Source organism: Stenotrophomonas maltophilia group sp. RY12688 (genome assembly GCF_052149045.1).
In the GTDB taxonomy this organism is placed as follows: Bacteria; Pseudomonadota; Gammaproteobacteria; order Xanthomonadales; family Xanthomonadaceae; genus Stenotrophomonas; species Stenotrophomonas sepilia.
Map to the genome: position 1 here is coordinate 2388172 of NZ_CP197389.1, position 21846 is coordinate 2410017.

At 66.2% G+C, this 21846-nt stretch carries 22 protein-coding genes; 2 read left to right on the forward strand and 20 right to left on the reverse strand.

Features of this window, described 5'->3' with window-relative positions; genetic code table 11:
* The 17 genes from modA to moaA form a co-directional block, all read right to left on the reverse strand.
* Window positions 1-744: a molybdate ABC transporter substrate-binding protein gene (gene modA / locus ACS0OT_RS11245; protein ID WP_111128609.1), complete on the reverse strand. Its 744-nt coding sequence runs from the start codon at window positions 742-744 to the stop codon at window positions 1-3.
* Window positions 745-763: 19 nt separating this feature from the next.
* Window positions 764-1540 carry a helix-turn-helix domain-containing protein gene (locus tag ACS0OT_RS11250; protein WP_005416832.1) on the reverse strand — a complete coding sequence of 259 codons (777 nt, stop codon included), beginning with the start codon at window positions 1538-1540 and terminating at the stop codon, window positions 764-766.
* Window positions 1541-1551: 11 nt separating this feature from the next.
* Window positions 1552-2766, reverse strand: coding sequence for a coproporphyrinogen III oxidase (locus ACS0OT_RS11255; RefSeq protein WP_442255819.1), 1215 nt, complete (start codon window positions 2764-2766; stop codon window positions 1552-1554).
* Between the two features lie 195 nt (window positions 2767-2961).
* Window positions 2962-4293 (reverse strand): MFS transporter, encoded by a 1332-nt coding sequence (locus ACS0OT_RS11260; protein ID WP_442255820.1) that lies wholly within the window; start codon window positions 4291-4293, stop codon window positions 2962-2964.
* A 23-nt stretch (window positions 4294-4316) separates the two neighbouring features.
* Window positions 4317-5216, reverse strand: a complete 900-nt coding sequence (locus ACS0OT_RS11265; RefSeq protein WP_065177653.1) for a peptidylprolyl isomerase — start codon at window positions 5214-5216, stop codon at window positions 4317-4319.
* 3 nt (window positions 5217-5219) lie between these two features.
* Window positions 5220-5927, reverse strand: coding sequence for a respiratory nitrate reductase subunit gamma (gene narI, locus ACS0OT_RS11270; RefSeq protein ID WP_005416840.1), 708 nt, complete (start codon window positions 5925-5927; stop codon window positions 5220-5222).
* Window positions 5924-6604: a nitrate reductase molybdenum cofactor assembly chaperone gene (gene narJ, locus ACS0OT_RS11275; RefSeq protein WP_005416842.1), complete on the reverse strand. Its 681-nt coding sequence runs from the start codon at window positions 6602-6604 to the stop codon at window positions 5924-5926. Before narJ ends, narI begins: the two co-directional genes overlap by 4 nt.
* Window positions 6604-8148 (reverse strand): nitrate reductase subunit beta, encoded by a 1545-nt coding sequence (gene narH, locus ACS0OT_RS11280; RefSeq protein ID WP_065177652.1) that lies wholly within the window; start codon window positions 8146-8148, stop codon window positions 6604-6606. The genes narJ and narH overlap by 1 nt, the downstream gene beginning before the upstream one ends.
* Complete coding sequence (locus tag ACS0OT_RS11285) at window positions 8148-11891, reverse strand: nitrate reductase subunit alpha (protein ID WP_235648679.1); 3744 nt, start codon at window positions 11889-11891, stop codon at window positions 8148-8150. Before ACS0OT_RS11285 ends, narH begins: the two co-directional genes overlap by 1 nt.
* Before the next feature lie 72 nt (window positions 11892-11963).
* A complete protein-coding gene (locus tag ACS0OT_RS11290; protein WP_053499738.1) occupies window positions 11964-13382 on the reverse strand; it encodes a NarK family nitrate/nitrite MFS transporter in 1419 nt (472 codons plus the stop codon).
* A 144-nt stretch (window positions 13383-13526) separates the two neighbouring features.
* Window positions 13527-13892, reverse strand: coding sequence for a hypothetical protein (locus ACS0OT_RS11295; protein WP_053499740.1), 366 nt, complete (start codon window positions 13890-13892; stop codon window positions 13527-13529).
* Window positions 13889-14431: a molybdenum cofactor guanylyltransferase gene (gene mobA / locus ACS0OT_RS11300; protein WP_164093575.1), complete on the reverse strand. Its 543-nt coding sequence runs from the start codon at window positions 14429-14431 to the stop codon at window positions 13889-13891. The genes ACS0OT_RS11295 and mobA overlap by 4 nt, the downstream gene beginning before the upstream one ends.
* A gap of 36 nt (window positions 14432-14467) precedes the next feature.
* Window positions 14468-14968 carry a molybdenum cofactor biosynthesis protein MoaE gene (locus tag ACS0OT_RS11305; RefSeq protein WP_164093576.1) on the reverse strand — a complete coding sequence of 167 codons (501 nt, stop codon included), beginning with the start codon at window positions 14966-14968 and terminating at the stop codon, window positions 14468-14470.
* 3 nt (window positions 14969-14971) lie between these two features.
* Window positions 14972-15232, reverse strand: a complete 261-nt coding sequence (locus ACS0OT_RS11310; RefSeq protein WP_065177647.1) for a MoaD/ThiS family protein — start codon at window positions 15230-15232, stop codon at window positions 14972-14974.
* Window positions 15232-16485 carry a molybdopterin molybdotransferase MoeA gene (locus ACS0OT_RS11315; RefSeq protein ID WP_139727200.1) on the reverse strand — a complete coding sequence of 418 codons (1254 nt, stop codon included), beginning with the start codon at window positions 16483-16485 and terminating at the stop codon, window positions 15232-15234. The genes ACS0OT_RS11310 and ACS0OT_RS11315 overlap by 1 nt, the downstream gene beginning before the upstream one ends.
* Window positions 16482-17480: a bifunctional molybdenum cofactor biosynthesis protein MoaC/MoaB gene (gene moaCB, locus ACS0OT_RS11320; RefSeq protein WP_139727203.1), complete on the reverse strand. Its 999-nt coding sequence runs from the start codon at window positions 17478-17480 to the stop codon at window positions 16482-16484. Before moaCB ends, ACS0OT_RS11315 begins: the two co-directional genes overlap by 4 nt.
* An 8-nt stretch (window positions 17481-17488) precedes the next feature.
* Window positions 17489-18469: a GTP 3',8-cyclase MoaA gene (gene moaA / locus ACS0OT_RS11325; RefSeq protein ID WP_164093577.1), complete on the reverse strand. Its 981-nt coding sequence runs from the start codon at window positions 18467-18469 to the stop codon at window positions 17489-17491.
* A gap of 194 nt (window positions 18470-18663) precedes the next feature.
* Between moaA and ACS0OT_RS11330 the strand changes: the two genes are divergently transcribed.
* Window positions 18664-19068, forward strand: coding sequence for a hypothetical protein (locus ACS0OT_RS11330; RefSeq protein WP_032954242.1), 405 nt, complete (start codon window positions 18664-18666; stop codon window positions 19066-19068).
* Here the strand turns inward: ACS0OT_RS11330 and ACS0OT_RS11335 are convergent.
* Window positions 19062-19391 (reverse strand): hypothetical protein, encoded by a 330-nt coding sequence (locus tag ACS0OT_RS11335; RefSeq protein WP_005416862.1) that lies wholly within the window; start codon window positions 19389-19391, stop codon window positions 19062-19064. The two genes, ACS0OT_RS11330 and ACS0OT_RS11335, sit on opposite strands and share 7 nt — an antisense overlap.
* 573 nt (window positions 19392-19964) lie before the next feature.
* Here ACS0OT_RS11335 and ACS0OT_RS11340 point away from each other — a divergent pair.
* A complete protein-coding gene (locus ACS0OT_RS11340) occupies window positions 19965-20339 on the forward strand; it encodes a hypothetical protein (RefSeq protein ID WP_065185692.1) in 375 nt (124 codons plus the stop codon).
* 19 nt (window positions 20340-20358) lie between these two features.
* Here ACS0OT_RS11340 and ACS0OT_RS11345 read toward each other — a convergent pair whose 3' ends face one another.
* Together ACS0OT_RS11345 and ACS0OT_RS11350 are read right to left on the reverse strand one after the other, a co-directional pair.
* A complete protein-coding gene (locus tag ACS0OT_RS11345) occupies window positions 20359-20979 on the reverse strand; it encodes a hypothetical protein (protein ID WP_231109062.1) in 621 nt (206 codons plus the stop codon).
* Between the two features lie 10 nt (window positions 20980-20989).
* A complete protein-coding gene (locus ACS0OT_RS11350) occupies window positions 20990-21379 on the reverse strand; it encodes a hypothetical protein (protein WP_065185693.1) in 390 nt (129 codons plus the stop codon).
* Window positions 21380-21846 lie beyond the last annotated feature (467 nt).

Below are 21846 nucleotides of genomic sequence, written 5' to 3' on the forward strand. Positions count from 1 at the left end.
TCAGGGCTTGCCGAACCCATGCTTGGCCAGAATCGCCTGGCCCTGTGCCGAACGCACGAAGGTAGCGAAGCGCCGTGCCTCTGCCGGCTGCGTACTGGCCCTGGTCACCGCCAGCGGATACGCAATGCGCCCGGACACCGGCACCGCGAACGCACGGCGCACCCGGTCGGGCATCGCCTGCGCATCGGTGGCATAGACGAAGCCGGCATCCACTTCACCGCGCGCCACGTAATCCAGGGACTGACGCACGTTCTGCGTGGTGATGGTCTTGCCCTGCACCGACGACCACAGGCCCGCCACTTCCAGCGCACCCTTGGCATAGCGGCCGACCGGCACGCTGTCCGGGTTGCCCAGTGCGATGCGCTGCACACCGGCACCGGCCAGGTCCTTCAAGGTACGCGGCGCCGCCTTGGCCTGCGGCGGCACCACCACCCACAGCGCGTTCACTGCAAACACCTCGCGGGTGCCGGCCGCCAGCAGATCCTGCTGCTGGGCCTGGTCCATCGTGGTTTCGTCGGCCGACGCGAACACATCCACCGGCGCACCGCGGCTGATCTGTTGCAGCAACACGCCGGACGCGGCGAAGTTGAAATCAACCTTGGTGCCCGGGTGTGCCTTCTCATAGGCATTGCCCAGTTCGCGGAAGCTCTCGGTCAGGCTCGATGCGGCCGAAACGGTCAGCGTGGCCGCCCAGGCCGGCACCGTGGCCAGCAGGCCCAGCAACAACAGTCCAGCTCGCTTCATCGTCGGCTCCCGGCCAGGTTCAGTTCGGATCGGATTCGTCGGCCACCGCCAGCGCGGCCAGGCGCTCGGGCTGCAGCAGCAGGATCTCACGCTGCTTCACCGCGATGATCCCATCATCGCTCAGGCGGCGCAGCACGCGGCTGGCGGTTTCCGGCGCCATCCGCAGGTAGTTGGCGATCTCGGTACGCGCCATCGTCAGGTTGAAGCGCGTGGCAGAAAAACCGCGCCGCGCGTAGCGCTCGGACATGTCCAGCAGGAATGCGGCCATGCGCTCTTCGGTACGGTGGTTGGCGGCCAGCGTGGCGACCTTGCCGATCTCCGCACTGAGCAGGCTGAACAGCTTGGCCTGCAGCCCGGGCATGCGCGTGGCCAGCGAGCTCAGCTTTGGGAACGAGATGCGGCACAGATGCACCGTATCCAGCGCCACCGCATTGCAGGGGAAGCGCGAACCGTGGATCGCATTCAGGCCGATCACTTCGCCCGGCAGGCTGAAGCCCAGCACCTGCTCGTTGCCCTGGCTGTCGTCGACGAAGGTCTTGACCATGCCGGCGCGCACCGCAGCAATCGAATCAAACGACTCGCCAGCGCGGAAGATGTAGTCACCCGCATGGAACGGACCGACGTGGTCGACCAGCACGTGCAGATCGCCCAGTGCGGTCTTGTCGTAGCCCTGCGACATGCAGGCGTCGGAAAACGCGCAGGTGCTGCAGAAGTGCAGCGCGTCGCCGTCATCGGCGGCGGCGGGGTTCGGGGTGGCCTGTCCAAGGCGGCCGTGCGAAGGCGGATTCGAAGACATCTGGGCAAGACTCAAGCGATGGCGGCCGCCGGCCGGAAGCATGCGGCCATCATACGCCACAGCAGGCGCCCTTCTTCGGCCAGCCGCAGCACGCGCGCATCCCAGTGCGCCCAGCCGCGCGCCAGCAACGGTGCCAATGCTGGCAGCTGCCCGGCGAAGCATTCTTCGAATGGTTCATCGTTGCGCCATTCGAAGGCAACCGCATCGAGCGCGTGATCGCAGGCGATACTCTGCGCCACCTCGGCCGCCAGTCGCTCGTCTTCGGACAGGATCAATCCGGCAGACACGCCCATATGCCCGGCCTGCAGCCGCGCACTCCATTCGCCCAGTTCGTCCTCCAGGCGGTAGAACACCTCGCCGATCTGGCTGCAGGCGGACAGGCCAAGCCCGATGAAATCGCTGCGGTCGCGGCGTGGCACGCCGGCCAGGTCACAATGACGCTGGCCATCGCCCGGGCCATGCGGGATCGGCAGGTCGCCGCGCTGGTAGTGGTCACCACCGATCGGTTCGTAGCCTGCTGCGCGCAGCAGGCGCCAACTCTGCAGCCATCGTGCCGCCGAGGGATGCTCTGGCAGCGCGCAAGGCGCCGGCAGCAGGATGCGCTCGGGCGCTTCGGCCAGCACCTCATGCAGTCGTTCGATGAAGCCGGTATCCGCGCTGCCGGGCACCCGCAACTGGTAGTAGCGCGCGGTAAAGCCCACCTGTCGCGCATGCGCCAGCAGCGTCGGCCCGGGTGCATCGGCGCGATCGATCACGTTCAGGCGGGTGCAGCCCACCGCACGCAGTTGTGCCGGCGCCAGCGTGCTGCCCGCGTCCAGCCGCACCTCCACCTGTGGCCGCGCCACGGTGCGCAAGTACTGCGGCACGGCATCCAGCAGCTGGCCCAGCTGCGGTGGCGGCAGCGTCTCGGCCAGCCCCAACTGCAGCACCATTGCCACCACCTCGCGATCTTCAGCCAGCGCGCCGGCCTGCAGGCGCAGCGCCAGCAGCAGGGTGTCCAGATACGCCTGCGGTGGCACGTCGCGCCCGCCACGACCCGCCTGGAAGCCGAGCGTCAAACCACGCGGGATCAGGTGCTCGTTGCTGGCGCGCACGGCGGCGCGCCACCCGCTTTCGCCAAAGCCGGTACTGAACTGGTCAGCCGGCGGAAACAGCACGTGCCGTGGCTGCCGCAGCAATGCCGCCTGCAGCGCAGTGTCCTCGCTCTCGTCAACGTGGAAGCTCATGGCAGACATCTTCGGGCGTTCCTCTTCGCGTGGCCCTGATTGAAATCAAGCGTGGCGCATCTGATGGTTCCTGCCGGCCAGCGGCCGATACTACCCTTTCACCCACCACTCGGTCGTGCCGGCCGCTGGTCGGCATCACCCCTTCACCCGCCGCGTATCGTCCTGGTAGTGCCGGCCGCTGGCCGGCAGCACCCTTCACCCGCCGCGCACCCGCTCGGCGGCGGCCGCGTCGATGGCTTCGGGCAGGTCGGTTTCGCGGTCGATCTGCGGGAAGTGGCGACGTTCCATGCGGCGGATCGCGAAATGCATCCACGCCAGTGCAGCCGCCACCAGCACGAACAGCAGCATGAAGCAGCTGCTCCAGATGCCCACCGCATCGTTCAACGCGCCAAACACGATCGGCAGGACGAAGCCACCCAGGCCGCCGATCATGCCGACCACGCCGCCCACCGCGCCCACATGCCTTGGGTAATACACCGGAATGTGCTTGTAGACCGCGGCCTTGCCCAGCGACATGAAGAAGCCCAGCACGAACACCAGCACGGTGAACATCACCACGCCGATGGCCAGATGGAAATGGAGCGGCCCGTGGATACCCTTCACCACATACTCGGTCTCCGGGTAGGCCAGCAGGAAGGTGCAGATGGCCGACACGCCGAAGGTCCAGTACATCACCCGGCGCGCGCCCATCCGGTCCGACATCCAGCCACCGACCACGCGGAACAGGCTGGCCGGGATCGAATAGCACGCCGCCAGCATGCCGGCGTGGCCCACGTCCATGCCATAGGCGCCAACCAGGTAGTGCGGCAGCCACAACGCCAGCGCCACGAAGCCGCCGAAGACGAAGAAGTAGTACAGCGAGAACCGCCATACCTGCAGGTTCTTCAGTGGTGCCATCTGCTCGGCGAACGGCACCGGCTTCACGCCTTCGCGGCGGCGCTGTTCCAGAGACGGGTCTTCCTTGCTGAAGAGGAAGAACAGCACCGCAGTGACCGCCAGCGCGACGGCCCAGACCTTGGCAACCATGGTCCAGCCGGCCGCCACCATCACCAGCGGCGCCAGCAGCTTGGTCACCGCCGAACCGATGTTGCCGGCACCGAAGATGCCCAGCGCAGTGCCCTGCTTGCTGGCCGGGAACCACTTCGAGACGTAGGCCACGCCCACCGAGAAGTTGCCGCCGGCGATACCCACGCACAGCGCGGCAACCAGGAACTGGCTGTAGGTCTGTGCGTAGGTCAGCATCCAGGTAGCGACTGCACCACACAGCATCACCAGCACCATCACCTTGCGGCCACCGAACTGGTCGGACCAGATGCCGAGGAAGACGCGGCTGACCGAGCCGGTCAGCACCGGCGTGGCGATCAACAGACCGAACTGGGTGTCATTCAAGCCGAGCTGTTGACTGATCTGGATACCAATGATCGAGAAGATCATCCACACCGCAAAGCACACGGTGAAGGCGAACGTGCTCAGCCACAGCGCACGTTGCTGCTGCCCGGCACTGGCGGGGGCAAGGGCCTGGTTCATGAATTTTCCTCGTTCAAAGGGGTTCAGCCGATATCCGCTTCGGCTTCGATCTCATCCAGCCCGCGCACCGGGTAGCGTTCCTGCAACTGCAGCAGGTAGGCCTGCACCTCGCGCTGCCGCACCTGCAACTCCAGGTAGTCACGCAGCTGCGGCAGCACGGCCTCGAACGGCTGCGGCTGGCCTTCCTCGCGGGCATCGACGCAGACCACGTGGTAGCCCCAGCGCGATTCCACCGGGAAACCGGCCAGGCCTTCGCGCAGGCGGAACACCTGTCGGTCGAACTCCGGCGTGGTCTGCCCACGCTGCAGCCAGCCCAGGTCACCGCCTTCGCTGCTGGACGGGCAGCGTGAATGACGCAGGGCGAAATCGGCGAACAGGTGCGGCGACTCCTTCAGCAGTCCGACCAGCCGCTCGCCCTCGGTGCGTGCAGCGAAGCGCCCGGCCACGTCGTCGGCCGGTGCGGCCAGCAGGATATGGCGCAGGCGCACACGGTCGGGGGAGCGGAAGCGCTCCGGGTTCTGCTCGAAGTAGCGCCGGCAGTCTTCATCGGTCGGCACGCGGTCTTCGATCGCGTCTTCCAGCAGCTGCTGGATCAGCACTTCCTCGTCACTTACCCGGTTACCCTCCGGCGCCTGCAGGCCCAGCCGCTGCGCTTCCAGGCGCAGCAGTTCGCGCACCACCAGTGCGCGTGCCGCTTCGGCACGTGACTGTTGCGGGCGCATCGCCCGGTGGTGCTGCATCTCGCGGGCGATGTCGGCCTCGCTGATCGCGGTCTCGTCCACGAACAGCCGGCACGGTGCCGGCTGCCCGAGCGAACGCGGCCCCTGCGCCGCCGCGTCATGGTGGTGCGAATGCGCCTCGGCGGGAACCGGTGCGGCGGAGTCGATCACGGTAATCGGCAGGAATTTCGGCAGGCTGCGCATGGTTTACTCCCGCGGCCCATAGCGCAGCGTGGCCTGACGGCGGCGCACCACCTGGTAGGGCCGCCACAGGTAACTGATCGGAATGCTCCATACGTGCACCAGGCGGGTGAACGGCGCGATCAGGAACAGGGTCAGGCCCAGGAAGATATGCATCTTGTAGACCCAGCTGACGCCCTCGATGTAATCAGCGGCTCCGGCACGGAAGGTCACGATGTGCTGCGCCCACTCGGCCAGCTGCACCATCACCCCACCGTCCAGGTGACCGGACGAGACGCGGATGCTGTACAGGCCCAGGCACAGCTGCGCGAACAGCAGCACCAGCACCAGGGTGTCACCGAAGCTGCCGGTAGCCCGAACACGCGCATTGAACAGGCGGCGTACCAGCAGGATGCTGATGCCGATGAAGCACAGTGCGCCGAACACACCACCGACCACCATCGCCAGCATCTGCTTCTGCGAGGAGGTGATGAAGTGCTCGTACACCGCGTGCGGCGTCAGCAGCCCGACCAGGTGGCCGCCGAGGATGGCCAGGATGCCGATGTGGAAGCAGTTGCTGCCGAGCCGCATGCCCTTGTCCGACAGCATCTGACTGGAGCCGGTGCGCCAGGTGTACATGGCCTTGTCATAGCGGGCCCAGCTGCCGATCAGCAGCACTGCCACGGCGATGTACGGGTAGTACTGGAAGGCGAATTGATGCAGGGAGTAACTCATGGCTGGACCTCACGATGCGAAGGACGGGCCGGCGAACGCACGGGCGGCTTGCAGTCTTCGGCAGGGGCTTCGGCGCCGAAGCGCACCGCCTCCTCCTCCCACAAGCGGTCCATGGCCTCGGCGGTATCGTCGCGGACTTCCTCGCTGGCACGCTGGCGCAGCGCCTGCAGATCGGCCTTGCCGTCACCGGCTTCGACCAGGATCTCGAACAGCACCCGGTGCGGCAGCTCACGCTCGGCGGCACGCGCGGCCAGCATGCCGGCGATATGGCCGATGTGGTGCAGCCACTCGCGGGCCTCGCTACCGGGGCGGTGGGCCAGGAACTCCAGCAGCAACGGCAGGTAATCCGGCAGCTCGCGGGCATCCAGTTCGAAGCCGTTGCGGCGGTAGGTTTCGACCAGATCGACCATGGCCTGGCCGCGGTCGCGCGACTCGCCATGGATGTGTTCGAAAAGCAACAGGCTCATCGAACGGCCGCGGTCGAAACTGGCCAGCCACGCCGCCTGTGCATCCAGCGCATCGGTGGCCAGCAGCTGCTGCACGAAGCTGCGCAGCTGCTGGCGGCGGGCGGGGTTCAGCGCCGGGTCGTCACAGGCGGCGAGCAGCTCCTCGCCGTGCTCCCACAGTTCCTCGCGGGGGTAGTCCAGCAACACCCCGACCAGCTTGAGCACGCTCATCACACCACCTCCTTGCGGCGCTGGTTCGGGCCTTTGTCCACCACGAAGGTGGTGGTCTTGCGCTGCCCGAACAGGTCCGCCGGGCTGTCACCATTGCAGCCGTTTCCGAAGCTGAAGCCGCAGCCGCCGCGCTCACCGAAGGCGTCGTTGGCGTACTCGCGGTGGCCGGTCGGAATCACGAAACGGTCCTCGTAGTTGGCAATGGCCAGATAGCGGTACATCTCTTCCACCTGGGCGATGCTCAGCCCGGTCTGTTCCAGCACGGCGGTGTCTTCCACGCCGTCCACGTTCTTGGCCCGGCGCCAGGCACGCATCGCCATCAGCCGCTCCAGCGCGCGTACCACCGGCGCCTCGTCACCGGCCGTCAGCAGGTTGGCCAAATAGCGCATCGGGATGCGCAGCGACGCCACGTCCGGCAGCTCGCCGCTCATGCCCACGCGGCCACGCTCGGCGGCGGACTGGATCGGCGACAGCGGCGGCACATACCAGACCATCGGCAGCGTGCGGTATTCCGGGTGCAGCGGCAGCGCCAGCTTCCAGTCGATCGCCAGCTTGTACACCGGCGACTGCTTGGCCGCATCCAGCCAGCTGTCCGGGATGCCTTCCTTGCGCGCGGCGGCGATCACTGCCGGATCGTTCGGGTCCAGGAAGATGTCCAGGTGGGCCTGGTACAGGTCCTTCTCGGCGGCTACCGAAGCGGCCTCGGCGATGCGGTCGGCGTCGTACAGCATCACGCCCAGGTAGCGGATGCGGCCCACGCAGGTTTCCGAGCACACGGTTGGCTCACCCATCTCGATGCGCGGGTAGCAGAAGATGCACTTCTCCGACTTGCCGCTCTTCCAGTTGTAGTAGATCTTCTTGTACGGGCACGCCGACACGCACATGCGCCAGCCGCGGCACTTGTCCTGGTCGATCAGCACGATGCCGTCTTCCTCGCGCTTGTAGATCGCGCCCGAGGGGCACGCCGAGACGCACGCCGGGTTCAGGCAGTGCTCGCACAGGCGCGGCAGGTACATCATGAAGGTCTTTTCGAAGGCGCCGTAGATCTCCTTCTGCACCTGGTCGAAGTTGTAGTCGCGTGAGCGCTTGCTGAACTCCGAACCGAGGATCTCCTCCCAGTTCGGGCCCCACTCGATCTTCTGCATGCGCTCGCCACTGATCAGCGAACGCGGGCGTGCGGTGGGCTGGTGCTGGCTGTCCTTGGCGGTGTGCAGGTTCTGGTAGTCGAAATCGAACGGCTCGTAGTAGTCGTCGATCTGCGGCAGGTCCGGGTTGGCGAAGATCTTGGCCAGCATGCGCCAGCGGCCACCTGCGCGTGGCACCAGCTTGCCGGCGCGGCTGCGCACCCAGCCGCCGTTCCACTTGTCCTGGTTCTCCCATTCCTTCGGGTAGCCGATGCCCGGCTTGGTTTCCACGTTGTTGAACCAGGCGTACTCGACGCCCTCGCGCGAGGTCCAGACGTTCTTGCAGGTGATCGAGCAGGTATGGCAGCCGATGCACTTGTCCAGGTTCAGCACCATCGCGATCTGTGCACGGACCTTCATCACACCACCTCCTTTACAGCTGCAGGTACTGCCTCATCGTCCAGCCAATCGATCTTGTCCATCTTTCGCACGATCACGAACTCGTCGCGGTTGGTTCCGCAGGTGCCGTAGTAGTTGAAGCCATAGGCCAGCTGCGCGTAGCCGCCGATCATGTGAGTCGGCTTGAGCACGATGCGGGTCACCGAGTTGTGGATGCCGCCGCGGGTGCCGGAAATCTCCGAGCCCGGCACGTTGATGATGCGTTCCTGCGCGTGGTACATCATCGCCATGCCCGGCATCACGCGCTGGCTGACCACCGCACGCGCGGCGATCGCACCGTTGACGTTGAACAGCTCGATCCAGTCGTTGTCGACGATGCCGGCACTGCGCGCGTCATCCTCGCTGATCCACACGATCGGACCACCGCGCGACAGCGTCTGCATGATCAGGTTGTCGCTGTAGGTGCTGTGGATGCCCCACTTCTGGTGCGGGGTGATCCAGTTCAGCACGATCTCCTTGTTGCCGTTCGGGCGCTGGTTCAGCAGCGGCTCCACCGTGCGCGTGTTGACGGGCGGGCGATAGCTCATGAAGGCCTCGCCGAAGTCGATCATCCATTCGTGGTCCTGGTAGAACTGCTGGCGACCGGTCACCGTGCGCCACGGAATCAGCTCGTGCACGTTGGTATAGCCGGCGTTGTAGCTGACGTTGTCGTCTTCCAGTCCCGACCAGATCGGCGAAGAGATGATCTTGCGCGGCTGCGCCTGGATGTCACGGAAGCGGATCGCCTCGTGCTCCTTGCCCACCGCCAGATGCGTATGCTCGCGACCGGTGAAGGCGCCCAGCGATTCCCAGGCCTTCACCGCCACGTGGCCGTTGGTTTCCGGCGCCAGGTGCAGGATTACTTCGGCCGCGTCGATCGCGGTCGAGATGGCCGGGCGCCCCTGGCTTATGCCTTCTTCGTGCACGGTGTGGTTCAACTTGCCGAGGAACTCGACCTCGTGCTTCGTGTCCCAGCTCATGCCCTTGCCGCCGTTGCCCTGCTTGTCCAGCAGTGGGCCGAGCGAGGTGAACTTGCGGTACAGGTTCGGGTAGTCACGCTCCACCACCGTCATCGACGGCATGGTCTGGCCCGGAATGGCCTCGCACTCGCCCTTCTTCCAGTCGGCTACGCCGAACGGCATGCCCAGCTCGTTGGGGGTGTCGTGCAGGGTCGGCACCAGCACCAGGTCCTTCTCCACGCCCAGCACGCCCGGCGCCATCTCGCTCACGGTGCGGGCCACCTCCTTGAAGATGTCCCAGTCGCTGCGCGATTCCCACGCAGGGTCCACCGCCTTGGACAGCGGGTGGATGAACGGGTGCATGTCCGAGGTGTTGAGGTCGTCCTTCTCGTACCAGGTTGCCGTCGGCAGCACGATGTCCGAGTACAGCGCGGTGGTGCACATGCGGAAGTCGAGCGTGACCAGCAGGTCCAGCTTGCCTTCCGGCGCCTCGTCGCGCCACTTCACCTCCTGCGGCTTCACTGCGCCCATTTCGCCCAGGTCCTTGCCCTGCAGCCCGTGGCGCGTACCCAGCAGGTGCCGCAGCATGTACTCGTGGCCCTTGCCCGAGGAACCGAGCAGGTTCGAGCGCCAGATGAACATCATGCGCGGGTGGTTCTGACTGGCGTCCGGGTCGGCGAAGGCGAAGTCCAGCGAGCCATCCTTGAACTTGCCCAGCGCGTAGTCCGCCGGGGCCACGCCGGCCGCTTCGGCCTCGCGCACCAACTGCAGCGGGTTGCGGTCCAGCTGCGGGGTGCTCGGCAGCCAGCCCATGCGCACCGCGCGCAGGTTCAGGTCAGCCAGGCTGCCGCTGTACTTGCGGGCATCGGCCAGCGGCGACAGCAGCTCGTCCACCTGCAGCTTCTCGTAACGCCACTGCCCGGTGTTGAAATAGAAGAACGAGGTGCCGTTCATGTGGCGCGGCGGCTTGCTCCAGTCCAGGCCGAACGCGAGCGGCTGCCAGCCGGTCTGCGGGCGCAGCTTCTCCTGGCCCACGTAATGCGCCCAGCCGCCGCCGGTCTGGCCCACGCAACCACACATGATCAGCATGTTGATCAGGCCGCGGTAGTTCATGTCGTTGTGGAACCAGTGGTTCATGCCCGCGCCGACGATGATCATCGAGCGGCCGTGGGTCTTGTCGGCGGTACGCGCGAACTCGCGGGCGATCTCGATCACCTCGGCGCGCGACACGCCGGTGATGCGCTCCTGCCACGCCGGCGTGCCCGGCACCCTGTCATCGAAGCTCGATGCCACGTTGCCGCCGCCAAAGCCACGGTCCACGCCGTACTGGGCCAGCAGCAGATCGTAGACCGTGGCCACCAGCGTCTCGCCGCCGTCGACCGTGGCCAGGCGGCGCACCGGAATGTTGCGGTCCAGTACGTCTTCGGCCGGTGCGGCGGTCCAGCCGTCGCTTTCAATGCCACCGAAGTACGGGAAGCTCACCGCCTCGATGCCGTCATTGGCGTCGGACAAGCTCAGGCGCAGGCGCGTGTCGGCGCCATTGCTGGCCTTCTCTTCGATGTTCCAGCGGCCCTTTTCACCCCAGCGGAAACCGATCGAGCCATTGGGCACCACGATCTGGCCGCTGTTCTCGTCGTAGGCCAGGGTCTTCCAGTCCGGGTTGTTGGCTTCACCCAGCCCGCCCAGCTCACTGGCGCGCAGGAAGCGGCCCGCCACCAGGCGGCCATCGTCGCGGCGCTCCAGGCGCACCAGCATCGGCATGTCCGAGTACTGGCGGCAGTAGTCCTGGAAATACTGCGAGGGCGAATCGACATGGAACTCACGCAGGATCACATGGCCGAACGCAAACGCCAGCGCAGCGTCGGTGCCCTGCTTGGGGTGCAGCCAGTGGTCGGTCAGCTTGGCCAGCTCGGAATAGTCCGGGCAGATCGCCACCGTCTTGGTGCCGTTGTAGCGCGCTTCGGTGAAGAAGTGCGCATCGGGCGTACGCGTCTGAGGCACGTTCGAGCCCCAGGCGATGATGTAGCGGCTGTTGTACCAGTCGGCCGATTCGGGCACGTCGGTCTGCTCGCCCCAGATCTGCGGCGAGGCCGGCGGCAGATCGCAGTACCAGTCGTAGAACGACAGGCAGGCGCCGCCCAGCAGCGACAGGTAACGCGCGCCGGCGGCGTAGGACACCATCGACATCGCCGGAATCGGCGAGAAGCCGACCACGCGGTCCGGGCCGTACTGCTTCACCGTGTACAGATTGGAAGCGGCGATGATCTCGTTGGCCTCTTCCCACTGCAGGCGCACGAAGCCGCCCATGCCGCGGCGGGTCTTGTACGAACGCGCCTTCTCCTTGTCTTCAACAATGCTGGCCCAGGCATCGACCGGGGCCTTGCTCCTGCGCGCTTCGCGCCACAGGCGCAGCAGCGTGCCGCGGATCAGCGGGTACTTCAGCCGGTTGGCGCTGTACAGGTACCAGGAGTAGCTGGCGCCACGCGGGCAGCCACGCGGTTCATGGTTGGGCAGATCCGGACGCGTGCGCGGGTAATCGGTCTGCTGGGTTTCCCAGGTGACCAGGCCGTTCTTGACGTAGATCTTCCAGCTGCAGGAGCCGGTGCAGTTCACCCCATGGGTGGACCGCACGATCTTGTCGTACTGCCAGCGGGCGCGGTAACTGTTTTCCCAGTCGCGGCCCTCGCTCTTGGCAAATCCATGGCCATCGGCAAAGGTCTGGGGGTCACGCTTGAAGAACTGCAAGCGATCGAGGAAATAACTCATCGGGGATCTCCCTTTGCGGACATCGGCATCGTGGCTGTGTGTGTCATCTGGATGCGGTGCGTTTTCATGTCGTCAGCAGGGTGTCTCGGCACCGCGCCGGTAGTACCACCACCAGGTCACGGCCAGGCAGGTGACATAGAAAACAACGAATCCGTACAGCGCCATGTCGGGGCTGCCGGTCAACGTAATGGACGAGCCGTAGCTCTTGGGAATGAAGAAACCGCCGTAGGCGCCGATCGCACCGGAAAAGCCGACCACCGCAGCCGACTCGATGCTGGCCTGGTGCGCGGCGGTAGCCTTGCCCTCGGCGTTGTCGTTGGCCGACCAGCGCTCATGCAGCGTGCGGAAGATCACCGGGATCATGCGGAAGGTCGTGCCGTTGCCGATGCCACTGAGCACGAACAGCGCCATGAAGCTGAGCAGGAAGCCATGGAAGTTGCCGCCCTGGCCATCGCTGGGCAGGAAGTGCAACACACCGAACACCGCGGCGATCATCAGCGCGAACACCCAGAAGGTCAGGCGTGCGCCACCCCAGCGGTCGGCCATGCTGCCACCCACCGAGCGCATCAGTGCGCCCAGCAGCGGGCCGATGAAGGCGTAGGCCAGCGGGTTCACGTCCGGGAACTGGCTCTTCACCAGCATCGGGAAGCCGGCCGAGAAACCGATGTAGGAACCGAAGGTACCGATGTACAACCAGCACATCAGCCAGTTGTGCTTGCGGCGGAAGATCACCGCCTGCTCGGAGAACGACGAGCGGGCGCTGGTCAGGTCGTTCATGCCGAACCAGGCCGCGATGGCGCACAGCGCGATGGCCGGCACCCAGATGAAGCCGGCGTTCTGCAGGAACAGCGGTGCCCCACCCTCCACCGTGGGCTGCGGTGCACCACCCAGCGCACCGAACACGCCTACAGTGATGACCAGCGGGATCACCGCCTGCGCCACCGACACGCCCACATTGCCCAGGCCAGCGTTCAGGCCCAGCGCCAGGCCCTGCTTCTGCTTGGGATAGAAGAAGGAGATGTTGGACATCGACGATGAGAAGTTCGCGCCACCGAAGCCGCACAGGATCGCGATGGCCACGAACACCCAGTACGGCGTGGCCGGGTCCTGCACCGCAAAGCCGAGCCAGAGCGTCGGCGCCAGCAGCGAGGCGGTCGACAGCGCGGTCCAGCGGCGGCCGCCGAAGATCGGGATCACGAACGAATAGAAGATGCGCAGGGTCGCGCCGGACAGGCTGGGCAGCGCCACCAGCCAGAACAGCTGGTCGGTGCTGAAGTTGAAGCCGATCTTCGGCAGGCTGATCGACACCGCCGAGAACAGCACCCAGACCGAGAAGGCCAGCAGCAGCGAGGGGATCGAGATGACCAGGTTGCGGGTGGCAACCCGCTTGCCGGTGCGCTCCCAATAGCCGGGGTCCTCCGGCGTCCAGTCGCTGATGACGCGACCCGGACGGGCAGTGCTGCGGACAACAGGATCGCTACCGACGGTCATACATGGCTCCAAGGCTGTGGAATGACGTGGGTATTGCTTTCAAGTTGTGACCCGTCGTCGTGCAGCCATTAGGCCGTGCGGCAACTACGACGGGGTTGATCTGGATCAATCAGGGGCCGGTTTTCACCCTGCCCCTGACAAATGTCAAACCGATGAAGCGGTATTGCGGCGCGTGACTCCGCGCTGGCGCACGCTGTCGCGCACGTCCACATCGAACTGCAGCTGAAGCCGGCTGCCATCTTCCAGGGCAATGTCGAATGGCAGGCCATCCCGGCACGGCAGCCGCGCCGCCAAGGCCTCAACCGCCGGGCGCGGCAGCACCAGGCGGCAGAAGGTGCCACCATCGAGCAGCACCGGCCGCTCGCCGCCATGCAGCGACACCGCCATGCCCCAGCCCTCGATACCGCCGAAGCGGGTCATGTTCTCGACCGATTCACCGGCCAGCAGGCGCGCCAGTTCGGCCTCGTCCAGGCGAAGCCGTACCGATTGGTCCTGCAACTGCACTTTCATGACGCAACATCCTCCCATTGTTCGGGGGTATTGCAGTTGACCAGCCCGGCCTCGTCAACCGGCGCCAGGGCCACGGAATTCACGCCAAGACGGCGCTGCAGGGCCTGCAGCGAGCGCGGGCCGTCCGGGTCATCCAGCATCGATCCAAGTACGTTGCGGCAAGCATCGTCTATATCCACCAGCATGGGCAGGGGGTGGCCCGCAAAGATCGTGCATGGACCGCGATGGCCGTCACGCAATTGCTGTAGCAATCGCGGCGGCAGCAGCGGTGTATCCACCGGCACCACCCAGGCCGGGCCATCGGGCATGCGCATCGCTACGCTGTAGAACCCGCCCAGCGGCCCGCAACGTGCCAGGCGGTCCGGTATGCCGCCGAACGCCGGGTAATTTCCGCTGACCCAGACCTCGCGTGCGCCAGCCTGCATCAACAGGCCCCGCATGTGTTCCAGCAGCGTGCGCCCCTGCCACGGCAGCAGCGCCTTGTCGCGGCCCATCCGGGTGGACAGGCCACCGGCCAGCACGATGCCGGTGATGCTCATCGCAGTAGAGCCACGCCATGCGTGGCTGCGCCGGCATCAATGTTGATGATCGTGCGCATGGTCATGGGCATGTGCAGGTTCACTGTCCGCGTGGCAGAGGCTGCAGCCCTCGCTCCACGCGCTGTCGCCGTCTTCGTAATGTTCCTGCTTCCAGATCGGGCACTGATGCTTGACCACCTCGATCAATTGCCGGCAGGCGCGGAACGCCTCGTCACGGTGCGGGCTGCCGGCGGCCACCACCACCGCCACATCGCCGATGCCGAGCCGGCCCTTGGCATGGGCCACATACAGCTTCAGCTTCGGGCCAAACATCGCCTCGACCTCGGCGGCCAACCGCTTGAACTCGTTCAACACCAGCGGCTCGAACAGGTCGTAGGTGATCCCGGTCACCGGCCGGCCGATGTTGACGTCGCGCACCTTGCCGATGAACACATCGATGCCGCCGAAGCCCGGATCGGAGACCGCCGCGATGCCTTCGGCCGGATCGATCGCCGCCTGCGCGCGGTCCACCACCTTGGCAATGATCGTCTCGCTCATCGCTCAGCCCCCGCTCACCGGCGGCAGGATCGCCACCCGGCCATCGTCGGGCAGCGCCTCGTCGTCGCGCAGCACGCGTTGCTGATCGGCGAATGCCGAGTAATCCAGCAGGCCGGCACGGAAACCCGGCCAACGCAGTGGCAGCAGCTCGCGCAGCGCCTGGCGCAGATCGGCCACGGTGCCACCAGCCACCTCCACCGCGATTTCACGGCTTGCATCCAGATCGGAAAACGCACCGAACAACTGCAGATTCACCTGTCTCATCACGGCTCCTGGCTCGCCAGCTGCACCGGGTCCTGATGACCCCAGCCCTGCACGCGCACTGGCGTGCCGGCAGCGGCCACGCTGCCCTCGCCTTCCAACACCACCCAGGCGTTGGCCTGCAGCATGGACATCAAACGGAATGATTCCTGCCCGGACAGCACGCGCGCACTCAGGCGCCCCTGCGCGTCCACTTCCACCCGCGCCCGCGCGTGGAAGCGCAGGCCCGGCGGCGTGCGCACGTCGGCCTGCAGCGGCAACGTCAGCACCGGCTCCGGTGCCAGCCCCAGCAGGCGGCGCAGCACCGGCTCGACGAAGAAGCGCTGGCCCACGGCCGCCGAGACGGGATTGCCCGGCAGGCCGAAATACAGCGCGCCATTGGGCAGCACCGCAAACAGCAACGGCTTGCCGGGGCGGATCGCCACCTTGTGGAACACGATGCGCGCACCCCGTCCGCGCAGCGCGTCGGGAACGAAATCGTAGCGGCCGGCCGACACCGCGCCGGTGCTGATCAACAGCTGCGCACCCGCAGCCAGCGCTTCATCCAGCACCGCATTGAACGCGGCCACGTCGTCGCCCACCGTGCCCTGCCACACCACCTCGGCACCGGCGGCCTGCAGGCGGCCGACCAGGTATGGCCGGTTGCTGTCACGGATCTGGCCGGATTCCAGCGTCTGCGCCGCCTCGGTCACCAACTCCTTGCCGGTAGCGATCACTGCCGCCTTCGGCCGCGCCACCACCGCCACCTCGCCCACGCCGATCGCATGCAGCAGGGTGCGCGCATTGATATCCAGCACCTGCCCGGCCTGCAGCACACGCTCGCCTTCGCGTACATCCTGGCCGCGCAGGCGCACGTTCTGGCCCGGCTTCACCGTGCCCTTCAGGGCGATGCGGGTCGGGCGCCCCTCCTCGCTGGCGAGGATGTCCACGTTCTCGACCGGCACCACCGTATCCAGCCCCGACGGCATGCGCGCACCGGTCATGATTTCCCAGGCACCCTCGCCGCCTTCGGCGCCGGCATCGCCGGCCGCCTGCCAGCCCTGCACCGCGAATTCGGTACCGGCCTCGAACGTCGCGCCGTTGGCGCGCAGCGCGAAGCCGTCCATTGCCGAATTGTCGAACGGCGGCAACGACTGCCCGCTGTGGATGTCACTGGCCAGGGTACGGCCGCCGGCCTCATGCAGCGGCAGGCGCTCGGCCGGCAGCGGCGTGGCCGCGTCCAGCAGGTGCTGCAAGGCCTCGCTGTAGGGAATCATGCGTGGCCATCCCCCTCGACCATCGCCAGGGCGTGGCCCAGTACCGGCGCCAGGATGTCCAGGCACTGCGCCGCCGCCTTCGGGCTGCCGGGCAATGCAAACACCAGCATGTTGCCCAGCTGCACCACCTCGGCGCGGCTCAGCCAGGCCATCGGCGTGTGCTGTGCACTCAGTGCCCGTACCATCTGCGCCAGGCCATGCACCGGCCGCGCGTTCAAGGAACGCAGCGCCTCCGGGGTCAGGTCACGCGGGCCCAGCCCGGTACCGCCGGTACACAGGCACAGGCGCACGCCCTCGGCGGCCAAGGCCTGCAGGCGGCCCACCAATGGCTCGATGCCATCGGGCAAGACCTCGGCGGCCACTACGTCGCCACCCAGCTTTTTCACGCCGGTCACCAGGGTTGGGCCGGACACATCCTCATAGGTGCCTTCGCTGGCGCGATCACTCAGCGTGATCACCGCGCAGGCCGCGCCCTCCAGGCCCTTCGGCGCACGCGGCTTGAAACGCGTGCGCTCGGCATCGTCCATGCCGTCGGGGTGCAGCCAGACACCGCGCTTGCCACCTTCCTTGAACAGCAGGCGGATGCCTTCGATGCGCAGCGCCGGTTCCACCGGCTTGCTCAGGTCGTACAGGGTCAGCAGCGCCGCGTTGACGCCGGCCAGTGCCTCCATCTCCACGCCGGTGCGCGCCTCGCTGGCGCACTCGCACCACACGCGGATCGCCTGCCGCTCCGGCACCGGTGCGCAGAACACCTGCACCAGTTCCAGCGGCAGCGGATGGCACAGCGGCATCAGCATCGACGCCATCTTGGCGCCCTGCAGGCCGGCAATCTCGGCCATCACCAGCGCATCGCCTTTGGGCAGGCGGCGCTCGACGATCAGCGGATACGCCACTGGACCGGCATGCAACTCGCCCACCGCCACCGCACGGCGGCGGGTGATGCGCTTGTCACGGACATCGGCCATATGGAAGGCCGCATTCAATTCCCCACTCATCGTGTTGCTCATCCTCCGATGGAGGCCAGGTGCGGGGTCAGCCCGGTCTGGCCCTGGTGCAGTCCATGCCCGGCCGCTTTCAGGCCAAGCTGGGTGGTGATGCGTGCCAGCAGCGCGTCGCGGTCCTCGTCGCGCTGCAGCAGCGGGCGCAGCGGAACGCCGAACTCGCCAAACAGGCACAGCCGCAGGTCGCCCCTGGCGGTCACCCGCAGGCGGTTGCAGCCCTTGCAGAAGTCACGCGAATACGGCGCGATGATGCCGATGCTGCCGCGATGGTCGGGGTGGCCGAACTCGCGCGCCGGGCCGGCATCGGCCGCGCGCGGGCGCTCGTGCCAGCCCGCGGCCAGCAGCTGCTCGATCACCACGTCGGCGCGCAGGTGGTGGCGCTGGAAATAAGCTTCGTTGTCGCCGGTGCGCATCAGCTCGATGAAGCGCACGCTGAAGGGGCGGTCGCGCAGGTAGTCCATCCACTGCGGCAGCTCGTCGTCGTTCAGGCCGCGCAGCAGCACCGCGTTGAGCTTGATCGCCGGCAGGCCCAACGCCTGCGCCAGGGCCAGGCCCTGCTGGATCTCCGGCAGGCGGTCATGGCCGGTGATGGTCTTGAAGCGTTCGCGCTGCAGGCTGTCCATGCTCACGTTCAGCGCAGTCAGGCCTGCCCGGTGCCAGCCCGGCAGGCGCCGCGGCAGCAGCGTGCCGTTGGTAGTGATGGCCACCTTGCGGATGCCCGGCACCGCCGCCACGGTGGCGATGATCTCGTCCAGGTCCTTGCGCAGGCTGGGCTCACCGCCGGTCAGGCGGATCTTGCTCATCCCCAGCGCGGCAAAGGCCCGCACCAGGCGGCCGATCTCCTCCACCTGCAGGAAGCGCGGGCGGCCATCGGCTTGGTAACCGTCGGGCAGGCAGTAGCTGCAACGGAAGTTGCAGGCTTCGGTCAGCGACAGGCGCAGGTACGGAAAGCTGCGTCCGAAACCGTCGGTGAGTTGGCTCATGGCTGGTCCACCTTGTTGCTCCACCGTCTTGCCTGTGCCCGGAACGGCCCGGATACCCTCGCCTGCTGGAACGATTGCCAGAGTACGCGGCCTTCAGTTCCATCGGCATGACTTAAATCAATCGCGTTCGGCCCCGCGCGGCAGGCGTTGTGGCAGCATGCGGCTTTCCGTGCAGCGGGCGTGTGACAACCCTCATGATGATGAACGATTTCCAGCAACTGCTGCACGCCGCCGGCGAGCAGGCTGAACCGCAACGCCTGCTGTTCGTATTCGTGCGCGCCGAGCTGCCCGAATCGCCCACCAGCGACCAGCGCGACCGTCATGACCGCCGCGAGGGCGGCACCCTGTCGCCGGTGCTGTGCGTGGACAAGCTGCCGGCCGAGGTGCCCAGCTTCCAGGCGCTGGCGGCCGAATCGACCACCACCGGCATCGACTGGGACCTGGTGTTCGTAGCGGCGCTGGATGGCCGTGGCGGTTTCGCGCCGAACAGCGACGAAGCCGCGCGCCCGTTGCGGCTGATGGTCAACGCCATCCATGACGGTCAGATCGGCCGCTTCGCCGCCTTCGACCGTGGCGGCGAGCCCGTTCAGTTCTATTGAGCCACCAGCTGCAGGGTCAGGAAGAAGATCACCAGCACGGTGTTCAGCCCCCAGGCCACGGTCAGCCCGCGCGCCGCCACGCCCAGGTTGGGGTTGTGCGCGGTGGGCGCCGCCCGCCAGACCGCCGGGATGATCCAGCCGGTATAGAGCAGCAGCACGGCAAATACCCCCAGCAGCAGCGTGGTGCGCTGGTTGGCCAGCGCCCAGAGGGCCACCGCCCACAGAATGTTGCTGGGAATGACGCCCTGCAGCCAGAACACACTCCACAGGCGGGAACGGCCTTGGGTGTCGGGGGTGGGGTGCAGCGAAGCGGTGGCGGTCATAAGTCTCCTTCTGTTTAGGAAACGTGCTGAGCAAGCCTGCGCTTGGTGGCTGGGAACGTCAACCCGAGTCGCACGTCACGCTTTGGCACCTGTAGACGCGGGCCGTGCTCGACACAGGTCGCTCCCCGCAGAGCCTGTCGTCATCGCCCCTCCCCCCCTTGTTCCCTAACGCCCCCCAACCTCGACATCTGTCGCAGATTGCACGGTGCGGGCGGACCGCCGCGCCAGCCAGCGCTGGCAGTGCTTAACAGCATGGGAGAATGCCGAAAGCGTCTCCAATCGAGTGATGTTTACAACTCTTCTGATTGGCATTGCACAGCGCCAGGGGCTCAGATGGCGTGCCACCGGAAAAGGGTGGCCGGGTTTCGAATCCCGAGTTGGTCCTGAGTGATTGCGCTTGCCAGTCGGCGTCCACATTCCGTGGCGCCGGCTGGCAATCCGTCTGCCGGCTATGGCGGGCGGTGCGTGGGGGCGTTCGCGCCCACCGGCTTGGGACCAACCCGGATTCGAACCACGTACCGCCCGCCACTTTTATGGGTGGCGGCTGCCGATTGCCCTGCACGGAGCCTTGCCATGAACGAATCGGACTTCCCGCCTCTGCACGCCTACCGCAGCGCCGCCACTGACGACGGTTCGCCACCGGCTTCGCCTGCGATTGACCGGAACACCTTCATTGCCAACCTCCACCGCATCGGCTCCGGTGCGGCGGCCGACGGGCAGCCCTGGCCGGAGCGTCACCAGCTGCCCGGCCGCTGCCTCGCCCTGGCCGACGCCGATTGCGCATTGACCGGGTTGCGGGTGGTGCTGGAAATGCTGCTGGCGGCCGAACGCACCCGGCAGAACGGCGAACCCGGGCAGTACGTGGGCGACCGGGTGATGGAGGGGTTGGTCATGGCCTGCCAGTCGTTGTGCGCCCAGGCGGTGGGGCGGTTGCAGCCCGAAGGGTGAATGTCATGTGCAACGGACTTCAACGAGAACCGCCTTCCACCCGACATGCCAGCGGCGTAGCGCCCTTCGCCGAGCGAATCGCGAGTACATTCCAGCGCTCGGCCAAGGTGCGTTCGACGCGAACAGAAAATGACCGTGCCTCGGCGGGCATCTTCCCTTCAGAGAAGCCGATAGCTATCTCGAAGCGATCCAATCCGAGGTTCCCCGCCTCCAGTCCTGAGCCATCTTCCCGCTTCACTCCGACGTAGACGACAGGGCGCTTCACGTCCACCTTTGCCCTGGCAAGCTGGCGATCCAATTCAGCGCTGCCATCGAAGTACTGCATTCCTTCGTCCTTGGCGATAGAGCTGAGGGTCTGCTTGAACCGATTCACGCCCTCTTGGTCATGCACGCAGAACTGGATCATCTTGAAGGGCCGCTTTCCTACAGCCCATGCACCGCCAGAGAATCCAAGTCCGAATCCAATCAGAAGTAGTGCTGTCAGGATCCTCACCATCATCAAGACCCCAGTTTGCAGAGTGTGGCGGACAACGTCGCCGCAGGGCCAAAAATCATGACCCCAAGCACATCTCCGCTCGTTCTTCACAGACCGCTTCCCCTGGATGAGGGAGACCTTGTCGGGGGTGAGGAATCTGGGCACGGAATATCCTTCAGGACACTGCACCCGCCATCGGCAGATGCTCGATCCGCCATGTCCTGGCGTAGATGAGAATTACGCTTCCGGTCGAGGTAGTCTCGATACGGAAACACTTCAGGCCGGACAACGGATAGCCGACCGCCTTCCAACGATCAAGAAGATGAGCAAGCCCCGGCTCGTCGTCCTCGACCCTGGCGAACTCTATTCCCTCCTCCCCCAGTACGCCGAAGTTCATGAGCGCCGAGCACCCGTAGGCTTCCGAGAAGCAGACGGTTGCCTGCCGGCCGTCCGGCCAGCGCACGTGGACCTTTACCTCGTCGCATACGCCAGGTTTGCTCCTATCAATGTTGATGGCCAGCAACGTGGCGTCACACCATTCGAGGGAGTTGAAATCTTGGTTCATCTACTGGAATCCACCAGATGCATACCACGGTGGTGCGACCTCGTCCGCCCCTTCCTCTCTCTCACCACTCCTGAAGCTCCCCAAGGTTGAGATCCCGAGCATAGGAGCGCCGACTACTGATCAGCACCGGCTTGGATGCGAACCTCCGGCCGTCCGTGCATTCAACGGCGAATTGGTAGCTCTGGGGTTCCGGACCTGCAACGACCATCATGGGGACCGAGAATGTGCTTCCAACCGGTTTCGACGAAACTACACCTTCGCCCTCCCCGAGCATGCTCAGCTCACAATCCAGAGCGCGAACGTCACCCTGACCTGGCGGCACGCTTCCCGAGACGCGCACGATCATATCGCCACCCAATGTTGCACAGCCAGCCAGAACCAGACCGGCCATGACAGCTGCGGCACACCTCACCTTTGGCATCCTCGGATCCTCAGTACGCACTGCGACGTCTCACGCATACAACCAT